The sequence below is a fragment of the Draconibacterium mangrovi genome (assembly GCF_010586825.1).
In the GTDB taxonomy this organism is placed as follows: Bacteria; Bacteroidota; Bacteroidia; order Bacteroidales; family Prolixibacteraceae; genus Draconibacterium; species Draconibacterium mangrovi.
This window is the reverse complement of the sequence record NZ_JAAAGB010000008.1, coordinates 190,935-206,230: the sequence shown is the minus strand read 5'-3', so window position 1 is coordinate 206,230 and position 15,296 is coordinate 190,935. Positions and strand designations below refer to the sequence as shown.

The 15,296-nt window shown below is 38.0% G+C and carries 5 protein-coding genes; 2 read left to right on the top strand and 3 right to left on the bottom strand.

Going from position 1 to position 15,296, the window contains the following annotated elements:
- Positions 1–10: 10 nt before the first annotated feature.
- Both G4420_RS18440 and G4420_RS18435 read right to left on the bottom strand, forming a co-directional pair.
- Positions 11–2,023, bottom strand: coding sequence for a RagB/SusD family nutrient uptake outer membrane protein (locus G4420_RS18440; protein WP_163325416.1), 2,013 nt, complete (start codon positions 2,021–2,023; stop codon positions 11–13).
- Positions 2,024–2,056: 33 nt separating this feature from the next.
- Entirely contained in the window at positions 2,057–5,239 is a 3,183-nt protein-coding gene (locus G4420_RS18435; RefSeq protein ID WP_163325415.1) for a SusC/RagA family TonB-linked outer membrane protein, read from the bottom strand.
- 766 nt (positions 5,240–6,005) lie between these two features.
- Here G4420_RS18435 and G4420_RS18430 point away from each other — a divergent pair.
- Positions 6,006–7,133 carry an alginate lyase family protein gene (locus tag G4420_RS18430; protein ID WP_163325414.1) on the top strand — a complete coding sequence of 376 codons (1,128 nt, stop codon included), beginning with the start codon at positions 6,006–6,008 and terminating at the stop codon, positions 7,131–7,133.
- Positions 7,134–7,445: 312 nt separating this feature from the next.
- Complete coding sequence (locus G4420_RS18425; protein WP_163325413.1) at positions 7,446–10,646, top strand: glycoside hydrolase family 2 TIM barrel-domain containing protein; 3,201 nt, start codon at positions 7,446–7,448, stop codon at positions 10,644–10,646.
- A 379-nt stretch (positions 10,647–11,025) separates the two neighbouring features.
- On the opposite strand, the gene G4420_RS18420 is transcribed toward G4420_RS18425, so the two are convergent.
- Positions 11,026–15,045: a hybrid sensor histidine kinase/response regulator transcription factor gene (locus tag G4420_RS18420; protein ID WP_163325412.1), complete on the bottom strand. Its 4,020-nt coding sequence runs from the start codon at positions 15,043–15,045 to the stop codon at positions 11,026–11,028.
- Between the last annotated feature and the right edge of the window lie 251 nt (positions 15,046–15,296).

Here is a 15,296-nt window from a genome sequence, read left to right as displayed (position 1 = left end):
TTTGACAGGATTACCACCCTGGGTTTTGAGTTAATCCATAGTTTTTATTTAGCTCGTCGGTAGGAAAAGCCGATAAATACCATTTCGGATTCCACATACTTCCGTGTGCATCGGCTGATATAGTAAAATCTTGGTTACCAGGGTATATTTTAATGACATGTTCTTTTCCCTGTTCTCCATCCTGAATATATCTCTTATTCATCGGAAAACTATTGTAAACAAATGATGCATCATCGTTTACGATAGTACCATCCGCTTGTTTATATCTCCAGAATAGCAATCCGGTAAGACGTTTTCTGAAATCGGGAGCACAACGCCAGCGAACCAGGTCAAAGAAACGTACTTCCTCTGCAGTAAACTCACAGTTACGTTCGCGCAAAATTTCTTTAAGCAGGAATTCATCAGCCGGAATAGCCACACTAAAATCGGGATGTGTTACATCAATTGCCTTCCGCTCAGGATTCGATTCCAGAATACCAGGTAATCCAACACGAGCTCTCACAGCATCAACCCATTCGTAGGCATCTGCTGTCCTGCCAACCATGGTTAATGCTTCGGCATAACTCAGGTAAACTTCTGCCAAACGCAAGTATGGCCAGTGAATGGTATTTCCATTGAACTCATCGGCAAAATTTAGCGTGAATTTATAGTTGGTAAAACCAGATACGGCAAAGCCTTTCGAGGTGTTAATCTGCGATCCGTCTTCTTTGTCGCCACGGTCCTGACCTCCCATGTAACCCGCAAATTTGTGTCCGTTATAATAACTTTTTCCGGAGATATGGGCTATCTCGTAAATTCTTGGATCGCGATTTGCAAACGGATCAACATAAGTTCCGTTATCCAATGCTTCCTGCTGTTCAGCATTTGATTTTAACCAAGGCATATCTTTTTCCAGGAATGGCGTACCATCGGCTTTTGGATAAGCATTTAATCCCTCAAGGGTAGGTTGCAAACCATGCCAGCGAACCCATATTGTAGGGAAATATTTATAATTCCATTTTGATGGCGCTTTGTCTTCGCGACGCGATGAGATTAACATGCCAGAATTGCTTCTGTTGTAATAGGCTTCACGGTACGCCAAACGATAGTTTGAATTTTGGTGAAGTGAATAAATACCTCCGTCAGGTGTTAATCCACCATTGCTCCTGAGGAAATCTTCGCAGGCATCGACAACCTTCTGCCAACGCTGCTGATCGTAATTCCCATATGAAGAATGCAAAGCTGACACTGATTCGTTTTCTACACCCGACCAGGTGTCTGACGAATTAAACAAGGGACTTGCAGCAAACAACAATACCCGCACTTTTAATCCTTTAGCAGCAGCAGCTGTAAAACGGCCTGCCCATGTACTCATGTCACTGGCATCAAGTTGCCAGGGCAAATCCTGGGCAGCCTCATCACACAAGCCGGTAATAAAGTTAACCGTTTCTTCAACAGTTGCCCGTCCGATATTGGTATCGTCAGCAGGTCGGAATGCTTTTTTTACCAGTGGTAATCCGCCAAAATGACGAAACATATCGGAGTAATTGCAAGCGATAATCATTTTTGCCTCGGCTATTAAACGCTCTTTTTCGCCGGTATCGAAATTAGGCACACGATCAGCATTTTCAATAAAAACCCATGCTGCACGTATTCCATCCCAACGCCTGTTATCACGGTAATTACACTTCGAATTATAGCCCTCTTTCGAGGCATTCATCAATCCGTTGTAATAATAAGATGTACCATTTGCCCAGTTTAGAAAACTCTGACAATCATCGGCCAGTGTATTCAAACTCTCCGAGCCTAGTTGTGCTCCATAGTTTGTAGGATCAACCAAACCATAATGAAGATATTTGTATGAATTCCACAGAAATTTACGGGCATATACCGCATCGCTGAATATGGTATCTTCGGTAACATCGGTACTGGGTTGTTTCACCAGAAAATCGTCGCCTACTTGAAACTCATCTACACACGACGTGGAGAAGATGACCGTTGCAATGGCGCCAATAAGTAAAATATTTTTTAGTATTGATTTCATTTTTCAATCTTTTAAAAGTTTTAAAACCTGGTATTAGAAAGTAACGTTAACTCCTAAACTATATACTTTCATCAATGGATAGGTTGGTTTACCCTGCGTACGAATTTCAGGATCGAGAACCCCTAATTTATCAAGTGTAAGCAGGTTATAGCCTACGGCAAAAAGATTCATATTTTTAACACCTATCGTTTTTAGAAAGGCATTATTAATATCGTATCCAACCCGAATGTTCTTTAATCTTATATAGCTGGCATCTTTTATCCACAAGGAAGATAGCTGGCTGTTTTTTGCAAGATCGGTTACGGTTGCGCGAGGCAAAGTTGCGGTTTCTGCGGTTTCCGGAGTCCAACGGTTGTCGAATTGTTCCTGCATTAACGATCGGTTACCGGTTGGTCCCAGAGGTTCGCGCAATACGCCTTCGAACACACGCGATACTTTTGTAGCACCATTCCAAGTCATACTAAACGAGAGCTTTTTCCATTCGAATCCTGTGGTAACACCAGCAGTAAACAGGGGATAGTTTGGATAACCAATAGCTATTTTATCGTTGTCATCGATTGAGCCATCGCCATTTGTGTCGGCATAAACACAGTCGCCTTCTTTTAAGGTTGGTTGTGTTTCAATGGCATCAACCCCCTGGTCGTTTAACATGCCGTCGTAATAGAATCCCAGGAATTTATACCCAAATGGTTGCCCCAACGCATGGCCGGTAGCAAGTGTCCACGGATTTTCCGGATTTGGAACTTCGTCTTTAAATACAACCGTATTTTTAGCGTAAGAACCAATTATCCCGATGTTGTATTTGAACTCATTAATTTTGTCGTGCCATTTCAAACTGAGTTCCATACCTTTATTGTCAACCCTACCCATGTTTACAGCCGGAGGATTGTAGGCCACAAAAGTCGGGAAGGTATTTCTTTTGATAAGGATATCATCGCGTTTTTCCATAAAATAGTCGGCACTTACAGCTAACCTGGCACCCAGAAAACGCATATCAACACCGTAATTTTGTTTTTGCGAAGTTTCCCAGGTTACATCCTTGTTGTTAATAGAACCTTCGTAGGCTCCACCCGGGTTGTTTCCACCGGCAACACCTCCAAAAATGTATCCGCCACCAAACTTATAACTATCGGGCAAATACAAGAACCGGCCAATATTATCTGCACCAACCAAACCATACGAAGCACGAATTTTTAAAAAGGATATTACTGAATTGTCTTTCAGAAATCCTTCTTCTGTAACTACCCAGCCAATCGATGCAGAAGGGAATAATCCATAGCGGTTATCGCGATGGAATTTTTCAGAACCGTTGTAGCCCACACTAAAATCAGCGAGGTAACGGCTTTTGTAATCATATGTAGCTCTACCAACAATTCCAACATAACCTTCTGGCAAATCAGGATAGCTTGGAGGGTAAAATATTCGGCTTGCATTATACATTAAAAGACCAGACACGTTATGGCTGCCAAAACTTCTTTTGTAGTTCGTGGCCATTTCAATATAAAAATCTCTGCCTTTTCCGTAAGAGTCGGTATAGTTTACTTCACCATAATCACCTTCCTTAATCAGGATTACCTCTTCACCTTCTTCTTCGCTTGCCGGTGCATCCAACCACGGAATGTCTTTACGGAACCACGGGGTATACGAAGGACGCGATGTTGTTCTGGTTTTTTGGTACGTATAATAACTATTGTACGAACCTTTAATGCTAAGATCTAAACCTTTGGTTATAAAATCAAGATCTTGTTTTATTTTTAAGTCGAGGTTAAGAACATTGGTTGTTTTATTGTCTACTCCACGTATATAATAGTCCATTCCTGATCCTGGAATAATCATGTATTGAGGATTCCCTTTAATATTTACTCCATCAACTAAACCGGCACTTAGCGGATTAGCCTCCCTAATGTTATTAAAGAAATTATCATTAAATCCCTGTGGTTCATTACGGTTTTCAATTCGTCCTCCAATATTTACCGAAACCAGCGTACTCTTGGTTACATCTATATCGAGATTGGCACGGATATTATTTCGATGATAGGAAAAGTTACCGTTATAATCGAGGTCTTTGTTTCCATTAAAAATACCTTTTTGATTAAACATCCCCACCGAGGCAAAATAGCGTACTCTTTCCGAACCGCCGGTTATATTTACATTGTGTTGTTGTTGTGGAGCATATTTGTCGTAAAGCATGTCTTGCCAGTCGGTATCAGGATAGATCAGCTTATTCCGGTTTGGATCCTCATAAATATCCAAAATATCCTGCGAGAACGAAGGAGACCGGCCATCGTTCATATCTGTTTCATTAATGTATAACATGTAGTCTCTGGCACCAACGTATTTTCCCAGTCGAGTAGGTGTTTGTATCGAAAAAGTAGAAGACAAACTAATTTTTGGTGCTCCGGTTTTTCCACGACGGGTTGTTACAAGAATAACACCATTGGCTCCTCTTACACCAAAAACTGCTGTTGATGAAGCGTCTTTAAGAACTGTAACATCGGCAATTTCGTTGGGATCGATTTGTGTAAAACTACGCTCAACACCATCTACCAATACCAATGGCGATGATGAGTTAAGCGTTGCAATACCACGAATATAAAGATTCGCGTTATCTTCACCCGGTTGTCCAGAATACTGAACCGACGCCAAACCGGAAACCGAACCGGCGAGCATGTTACTAACTGATGCTGTTGGTATTTTTACCAAATCTTCGGTTCCCACAGATGAAATTGCCCCGGTTATGGTTGCCTTTTTCTTGGTACCATAGGCTACAACAGAAATTTCTTCCAGTTCCATGTCGGCATTCTTCAGTACAATGTTCACCGTTTTCTTTTGTCCCACAGCAACTTCTTGACTTGCCATACCAACAAACGAAAACATCAGTATGTCATCTTTTGAAACCTCAACCGTATAGGCTCCATCTACATCTGTAATGGTACCATTAACCGTTCCTTTAACAACTACTGATACTCCGGGAATTGCCTCTCCCTGCTCGTCTCGTACGAAACCTGAAACAATACGCTTTTCTTGCTGTGCGGCTGTTTCAGACTTAATATCATTATCAACACGCTGAGTTTTGGGTGTTGCATGTGCTGCAAATGCCTCATTTACCTGAAACACGCAAAGAATAGCTAACAACAGGATTAGCTTTGATTTAGTTTTAAATTTACCGGGGAGGGTGGTTTTCCTTTGCCGATAAATCAAATTGCTCTTTTTCATAATCATAAATTCATGTTAATTTGATCCTTTATTGTGTTATTGATTTTGTCTCGGTCAAACTTATAAGATGCGTGGGTAAACTTTTTGAAGTATCATTGCACAAAACGATACAAATGTTGCAGGTCGATACAGATGTTTCGTAAATGCAACATATATTCAAGTTGGGAATGAGGGATTTACGTTTTTTTTGATTTTGTAGGGTTGGTTAAAGTGAGCGGTTTTGCTAAAGGCTTACATCAGCTAATCCAGTCAATCTGATTTTATTGATTATTTCGCTTTTTTGCCTTTGTCGTAGCTGCATAGAAAACGAAATTACAATCTGTAATGAATACAGGTTTCGGTGATGACTTAAAATCGGTTTCGGTAAATTCCCAATTTTATGATTGGTGAATTCTTCACTGTTTATAATTTAATAATTTCCCCTGGCTTTGCCACGGGGATATTCAAATTCAAGAATTTACTTTATTCTCCTGAATTATTACGTCCTGTTTTTTCAGGAAATAATTGTTAGTCTTATCCAAAATAATTCCTGACAGAAATAAGAAGAACCATTTTCTCCACATGGTAACAACTCAATGAAAACAAAATTGCTGAAAAATGTAAGGTCAAATTTCACCAATGTTGCACGGATGGCACATGCTTTATTTTCGCGGAACAATTGTATAATAATATGCAATAAAACTGCAAGTAAACCAATAATCAATTTACTTCTTTTGCTTTGAATTTAGCCTTGAAAAGTGAGTAAAAGAAATATTAATATTTAGATATGATTTCGAAAAGAGTATTTTTAGTTTTATCAATGGCAGTTTACATGGTGTATTCGTGCCAAAGTAGCGATGCCTTGGAAGACCTCCCTGAAAACGATCTGAAAGGTAACATTGAGTTTTTTCCCAATCTTATTGCGGACTCCTTAACCTGGGCTTCGGCACTTAAAGAACTGGAGACATCGGCAGATGCGAAAGCGGCATTCAATAGCTGGATTACAAATCCGGCAGAAGAAGCAATGTTACACGATTCATACAGCGTTAAAAGCCTTGATAATGCAGATCAGTCCAAATATAAACAAAGTGCAAACGACATTTACCAGATTGCCGTTAGCTGGTTTTTTATGAATAAGGAGTCAATTCAGGCTCAAAACTATTTAAACAAGGCAACATCTCTAATTTTAAATTGGGCATTAATTAACGAACCAACAAAGCACACCCCAAATGAGTCGTTATTATCTCCCATCTACGAAGCCTACTCAATTATTCGTAAAAGCATTGACGAAGGCGACAGAAAACAAATTGATCAATGGATAAAAATGCGGGCCAACTATTATAAGAACCTGAAACTAGATGGTACTCTGCTCGAAAACAACTGGAATACCATTCGGATAAACTTTCTTTTCTATTTTGCTGAAATTTTAGAAGATGAAATATTGTACAATTATGCTGTCAGTCAGTTTAAAAGCCATATTGAATTAAATATATTATCCGATGGCATATCTCACGATTTTGTTAACAGAGATGCCTTAACCTATCATGCCTATAACTTATTGTTTTATTCACGTATATTAAAATCGGTAGCAACTTTTAAAGGGCGCGATGCAGCGCTACGTTTATATCGGTTAAAAAACAACAAAGGCAGTTCGCTTGAAGACTGTGTTACTTTTTGGGAACCCTATCTTATCGACCCGGCAAACAATGTTCATCTTGAGTTTGTGAACACATCCTGGGAACCCGACAAAAGTAATTCTGCTTATAATAAGCCATATAACCCCAACGGAACATTGTATGTACTAGATGAACTAAGATACATTGAACCACGCTGTGAAGATTATATCGAATCAATTATTTCGGGAAACCGGTATAGCCGGAATTTTAAATACTGGATTAATTCAATTGCAATATAAAACTTAGAAACTTACCAAATTGTTAACCACGTTTGGCTCTATTTATCCGGATTGCAGTAATTGCCGTTTTATAAACCGAAATCCCAACTATGGCATTAAAATGGGGGATTGGCTCCTTTGGTATTGGATGATTACCGGTAATAATAAAACACGAGCAACGTGAAAGGAGTATTGGATTGAATGTTACAGCTGTTTCATACTTTTCATTACTTAGCAACATTTGCGCATTACTATTTGCTTTATTCAACCGGTTATTTAGTTGGAGAACAAAAAATTACAGAAAAAATAATAAGGAATTATCAAAATAAATTTATGTCTAGGATTATAAGTGGGGTAATGCTATCGATCAGCATAATAATGCTGACGGGATTATTAAAAGCTCAAGAAATAAATGACTGGGAAAACCCAGCTGTAATTGGAATAAATAAAGAGCAACCACATGCTGTTTTATATCCGTTTGACACTTTTGAACAAGCCATAAAAGGTATGCCGACTAATTCGCATTGGATTCAATCGCTGAATGGCAAGTGGAATTTCAATTGGGTACAACAGCCTGCTGAACGTCCTGTCGATTTTTATAAACCTGATTACGACGATAGTAACTGGAATAAAATTCCGGTTCCTTCCAACTGGCAGTTACATGGCTATGGAAAACCAATTTATACCAATGTAAAATATCCCTTTAAAAATAATCCTCCATACGTAATGTCAGAGCCCGATAGCACATATACGTCGTTTAAGATGCGAAATCCTGTTGGTTCCTACCGTCATCATTTTACGGTAAGTGAAAACTGGGATGATCGTGAGATATTTATTCATTTTAACGGTGTAAAAAGTGCATTTTATATCTGGATTAACGGAGAAAGAGTAGGGTACAGTCAAGGTAGTATGACATCAGCGGAATTTAATATAACAGACTTTGTTAAGAAGGGGGAGAATTTATTAGCTGTTGAGGTGTATCGGTGGAGTGATGGTTCTTACCTTGAAGATCAGGATTTTTTTCGATTTAGCGGTATTTTCCGGGATGTTTACCTAATGGCAGCTCCGAAATTGCATATTCGCGATTTTTTTGCTCGTAGTAAGTTTGATGCCGATTATAAAAATGCAGAAATCAATATAACAGCTTACCTCCATAATTATGCTGATTCGGCACACTTTCGCCCTCATTTAGAGTTGGATTTGGTTGATGCAGAAGGTAATCATTATGAGCAATCACCATTAGCAGAACATACAACAATGATGATTCTTGCTGGTAATGAAAGTGTTGTGTATTTGAAACATAAAATTTCTAACCCATATAAGTGGAGTGCTGAGAATCCTTATTTATACAAGGTTATCCTAACTTTGAAAGATGACGATGGTAATGTTATTGAGCGTGTATCATGTGATTTCGGTTTTCGGGAAGTTAAAGTGGCAGATGGTGAGTTATTAGTGAATGGGCAGCCTATTTATATCAAAGGAGTTAATCGTCATGAACATGATCCGGTAACAGGTCGTGCCATTTCAAAGGAGCGCATGCTGGAAGATGTAATGATCATGAAGCAAAACAACATTAATACTGTACGCTTGTCCCACTATCCGAATCATCCCTATTTCTATGAGTTATGTAACAAATATGGTTTGTATTTGATTGATGAAGCGAATATTGAGTCGCATGAGATTGGCTATGAACCAGTAAAGACATTAGCCAATAAGCTGGAGTGGCGCGAAGCCCATGTTGATCGCATTCGCCGTATGGTAGAGCGAAGTAAAAATCATCCTTCGGTGATAATATGGTCGCTGGGTAATGAAGCTGGTGACGGAACAAGTTTTGAGGTGGCACGTGATTATATTCGCCAGCGCGATCCTGATCGACCGGTTCAGTACGAACGTGCAGGAACACGCACATATACCGATATTATTTGTCCTCAGTATTCGCATCCATTGGAATTGGTTAATTATGCAACGGGTAACGCAGGTGCAATATATAACTATGCATGGAAATGGGGAACTTTTGATTACAAGGCATCAGCAACACGTATCCAGCCGTGGATTTTTTCGGAGTATGCACATAGCATGGGGAATAGCCTGGGTAATTTTCAGGATTATTGGGATGTGATTGAAGGCTATAAATATTTACAGGGAGGATGTATTTGGGATTTTGTGGATCAAGGCCTGGAGGCTAAAGATACTTGCGAAAATATATACTTTAAGTATGGAGGAGATTACAATGATTATCCAAACGATGGTAATTTCTGTTGTAATGGAATAGTGAGGCCTGATCGTACACCAAATCCAGCTTTATACGAGGTGAAAAAAGTATATCAATATCAAAAAATAGAGCCGGTTAACTTACCCGAAGGCGAAGTTGATTTGTTTAATAAGAATTTTTTCATTGGAACAAAGCAGTTATTATTCAGATGGGAGTTAACCGAAAACGGACATTTGATCCAAAATGGAGAACTGCCAAATTACGATGTAATGCCTCGTCAGAAAATGCGTATTCACATACCGTTCACTAAGCCACAAGTAAAAGCAGGGGCAGAATATCATCTAAAAGTAACAGCAACTCTGCGTGAAGATGCTTTGTGGGCAAAGAAAGGGCATATTACAGCTTGGGACCAATACCTTATCCCTTTTGATGTGCCGGAAACAGAATCAGAACCATCGTGTCATTTACCTTCTGTAATGGTAGTCCAAAATAAAAATCTAATCCGGGTTTCCAATGAGGATTTTTCAGTTGATATTGATCCCCGGAACGGACAGTTGATGTCGTATAAAAGCAAAAATACAGAGATATTGAAATCTCCAATGAAACTAAATTTCTGGCGTGTTCCAACTGACAACGACCGTGGGAATAAAATGCCGGAAAGATTAGCCGTATGGAAGAATCCTTCAATAAAGGTTCAAACAATTAATGTGAACCAGGTTGATACAGGACTGGTAGTAGTTAAGGCAAATAGTAAACTGGGTGTGGGTAGTAACAGTCAGGTTGAAATTACCTATGCAATTTCCGGGAACGGAGTTATAGACGTACACACATCGATATCGCTTGTTGGAGATAGTATTCCTGAAATCCCTCGACTTGGTATGCAAATGGCCATTGATGATCAATATGAAAATGTCAGTTTTTTTGGTCGTGGCCCTTGGGAAACTTATTGGGATAGAAAAACATGTGGCGAAGTAGGTATTCATCGTGGTACTGTCAATGATTTCATTCATGATTATGTGCGGCCTCAGGAGAATGGAAATCATACAGACGTAAGATGGGTATCCTTTTCGGATAAAGAGAACAAAGCACTTATTATTAAAGCTAAGGAACTCATTCAATTTTCAGCCTGGCCATACACCATGGAAACACTTGAGACTGCTACACATCCTGTAGCTTTAACGCGTAATGGCAGTATAACATTAAATGTAGATTATGGACAAATGGGAGTTGGCGGAGACGATAGTTGGGGGGCTAAAACCCATGAAAAATACTGGCTGAATGATAAAAACTATGATTTTACCTTTTCCTTAATATTTGAATAATAGTACGCATTTAAATTTTGTATTATGCATAACAAAACATAAAACGATACTAATTTAATAGTCGATGGAAAAAATAGACTATTAGGTAATTATTGGTATCCTTGGATGTTTGTTTGCCTTGTAAAGTAAGAAACGAAAATGTTTTTGTTAACTATCGAGTGCCATGAACGCGTAGCTTGCCCCAAATGACTTAGGACTAAAAGAGAATTGGTCGGGAAAAGAATTAGTTATACGATACAACTTTCGGGAACTACTGGCGAGGCAGGTTTGGGGTAGCAACCAATACTATATAATGCTTGAGGCTCAAAACTTTTTAGAAGGCAGTATAAAAGTATTGGTATTGAATATAATTCATATATTTTTGGGTAATCGGTATTATTCAGAGCTTTAACTTTATATATTCTTTAGGGCTTACCCCATATTTCTTTTTGAAACAACGTGTAAAATAGGAATGCGTATTAAAGCCTACCTTAAACGATATTTCATCAATATTAAATTCATTGGTTTTCATTAACTCAATGGCTCTTTTTAACCTGTAGTTCCGAATATACTCCGTAACTGAATGGTTTGTTATTTGTTTTAACTTACGGTGTAACTGACTTCTGCTAAATCCAACTTCCTGCATCATCATTTCAACATCAAGTTCTTCATTGTCCATGTTATTTTCAATCACAGCATTCACTTTCGACAGAAAATAATTATCCAGGCCATTAAGCTGGCTATTTGGCACTTCGTTGTTTTGCGACAGAAAATATTCGTGAAGTTGTTGTCGCTGCGAAAGTAGATTGTAGATATAGGAAAGGAGAATTTCGTCTTCGAACGGTTTTGTAATGTATGCATCAGCACCTTTTGAAAGCCCTGTTACTTTATTTTGTGTGGTGGATAAAGCGGTTAAAAGAATTACTGGAATATGGGAAATCGCTATATCGCTTTTTACTCTTGAACAAAATTCGAAACCATCCATTTCAGGCATCATTACATCTGATATAATCAGATCGAATGTATCTTTAAGAAGAAGCGTAAGTGCATTCTCTCCATTCTGCGAAATCTCAGTTTTAAAATTTTGAGCCTTTAACAAATTGCTGATGTAATGGGCCAGATCAATATTGTCTTCTACAATTAGTATGCTGAATTGTGATTCTTTATCTGCCCGATTTAAAAAGGCCACATGGCTATTAACCGAAACCGTTTCAAGCACTTCTCCGGGAATATTATCGTTTGTTTGTAGAACACGCGATCCGCTTTGAATAGTTGGAATTTCAATAGTAAAGCAGCTTCCACGATCTTTTGTGCTTTGTACTTTTATGCATCCATGCAGTAACAAGGTGTATTGTTTACACAAATGAAGTCCAATACCTGACCCGCTTTTATGTTCCTTACCTTGCTTAAACCGTTCAAAAACAGATGCCAATTCGCTGGCTGGTATTCCCGGGCCGGTATCTGACACTGATATGATTATTCGCTCACCTTCAGGCGAATTCCCGAAACTAAAGGAGTTGCTGTAATCGGATGATATTGATGGAGTGTCGCTAATTTTTACATTTATCGCTCCAAACTTTGGGGTATATTTAAATGCATTCGAAACCAGATTAGTAATAATAAAATCAATTTTCTTTTCATCATAATCGATGTTTAATACATCAAAATCACTTTTAAATTCATACTTAATTTGTTCTTCTTCTGCTTTGAGGTTAAAGTTTTTACAACATTCATGAATAAATGATACAATATTGTTATTTACTAATTCCAGTTCTTCAACGCCTTTATCAATTTTTTGAACATTAATAATTTGATTGATAAGGTTTAACATTCGTTGTGAATTCCTGTAAATAATGTCTGCCGATGATTTTTGTGACCATGATAAAGAGCTGTCGGATTTAAGTTGTTTTGACGGGCCTGTAATCAGCGATAGAGGGGTTCTAAATTCGTGTGAAATATTGGTAAACAAGCGAAGTTTTAGTTCATGAATTTGTTCTTCCTGCTTGTGGCGCATTCTTTCCCGCTCTATTTCTGCGCGTGCAGCAGCTCTTCTTTTAGCTGTTCTAACTATCATAAAAATCACGAAACCAACCAGTAAAAAATAAATTATCAATGCAAGGTTTGATGCAAAAAATGGTTTGGAAATAATAATATTCAACCGGGCACTTTCTGAAGACCAAACCCCATCGTTATTTGCTGTTTTTACTTCGAAAGTATATTTTCCCCACGGTAAATTAGCGAAAAGTAAACTTGTTTCACTACCATAATCTTGCCACTCGTTTAAATAGTTTGTTAAACGATAGTGATAACGATTTTTTTGCGACGACAAATAATTGTTTGATACAAAATTGATTCGGAGTGTGTTTTCATCGGGTTCTAATGTAATCGTTTTCTCATCGAGGCAATTGAGAAATAGCGTTTTTTTATTATTTACAGTAACAGTTGAAACCGTTACTTTGGGAGGTATATTGTTTTGTTTTATTCCTTCAGGATTGAAAACTGTAAAGCCGTTTGTTCCTCCCAGATACAAAAATCCATTGTTGTCTTTAAAAACAGAATTGGCAGAAAATAGTGCCCCCTGAATTCCATCATCGAAGGTATAACGTTTAGCCTGGTTGTTTGATGAATTGTAACAGATTAAACCGTTGTTGGAAGTAATCCATTGTTTTCCTGTTTCGTCCTCAATAATACCATATACATCTCTGCCTTCAAGCAATTCATTGGCATTAAAATGTGTGACTTTGTTTTGTTTGGTGTTGTAGATATAAATTGCATTCGAGCGTGTCCCAAACCAAATTTCGTCATCACTTTTTTGGAAAATGGAATAGATATAGTCGTTTATTATTTTATCTGCTTTCAGTTCATTTTGTTTCAGGTTAATAACAAATGCTCCGTTTAAAGTTCCAAGATAAAGCTGCGAATGTTTGTCGACGAATAAAGTTCTAACATAGTTGTTATTTGGGTGTTTTTCTGCAAAAGAAATGCTTACAAATTCAATCTTTCCGCTGGCAAAATTATAGAAATTTACGCCACGGCCATGCGTTGCAATCCATATCCCTGTATCGGTGGCTTGCAAATCATAAATTTCGTCGAAAGAAACATGATTACCATCGTTTACTCCTTTTGCAAAATGCTGAAAATACAGTCTTCCCGGTGCTTTATACCACAGCCCGTTTTTATTTGTGCCAACCCAATGGCCTCCAAATTTGTCGAATGTCTGGCATTTAATGTTTGCTTCGCTCAAATTCTTATCCAGGGGAATAATTTTAAACGTTTTGTCTTCCCGGTTAAAGAAGTTAATTCCGCCAACCTCGGTACCTACATAAAGTTGCTGATACTGATTCTCGGCAAAACTACTAACAATGTTATTGCTTAACGAGGTAGCACTGTTTGTATGCCGATAATTTGTAAATTGATTTTTAAATTGACTATAATAACTAATACCTCCTGACCAGGTTCCAATCCAAATTCCTGAATTCGGATCTTCGTATAAAGCATAAATTGAAGTGTGTGGTAAGTTGTTATTTCTTGAATCGTAATGCGAAACGTTTCCATCCTGATAGATGAATAGTCCATGGTAGGTGCCAATCCATAATCTTCCATCGTGGGACTGAATAATCTTTCTTATCGTTTCGTTTTTCGGAATAACTTTGTTGAAACTTGGGTGGGCTACAATATTGCCTGATTTGTTTATGCATTCCAAGCTGTTTTTTTCAGTACCAATCCAAAGTAATTCATTTGCTTCACAAATTGAATTAATTTTCGAACCCAGTCCTTTTATTACAAGCTGAACCTCCAATGTTGAATTGTTGATAGTAAACAAACTGCCTTCCACACTGCCTATCCAAAGTATTCCTTCTTTATCTTTGCAAATAATATTTGGGATTTCTCCATCAGGGAAACTTACCGGGTAATAAACTTTTTGATTTATATTAATAATTCCTAATCCGTGTCGACTAATAATCCACAGGTTATTCTCCGAATCAATGAGTATTTGCCTGACATTGTGGTTGGGTAGTGAATGATCAGGAAGAACATAGCGGAATCGATTAAAATTATTCTCATCGGGATTGTAACAGCAAATTCCCAGGCTTGTTCCAATCCATAGTCGCTGATTTTTATCAATGAAGAAACCATTAATATCGTCGGATGCAAGCGAAAGCGTATCGTCGGCAAGACTTCTGTAGATTTCGTAACCAGCACTGCTGTATTTAATAAGGCCTTGAGAAGTAGCAGCCCAGGTATAACCATATTTGTCTTGTATGATATCGTTAATACCACCAACAACGATTCCTCCATCGGGTGAAATTTGCTGAAAGGAGACGTCTTTGGCAAATAGTGCTTGGGAAGCCACCAAGACGAATAATAATATCAGGAACGGTTTCAAAATAAATTGTTTTATTAATTTAGTCTGTTTCAAAATTAGTCAATTGTTTTCACAAAGGTATTACGACAGTTTAGTCTTAATTGTTTTAATGCTTTAAGACGCTATACGCGCTGCAAATTTAGTTAACGTATATTATAACTTTTTGCATTAATGTTTCACAAATGAAACACATGTGTTAAAGGGCAACATTAGTGTAAAAAAATGATTCGGTCGTGTTAACAGAATACATTACAAAACCATAATCTTACAATTTAAAATCTATCTTCTGTTTTAAAGTACAAACA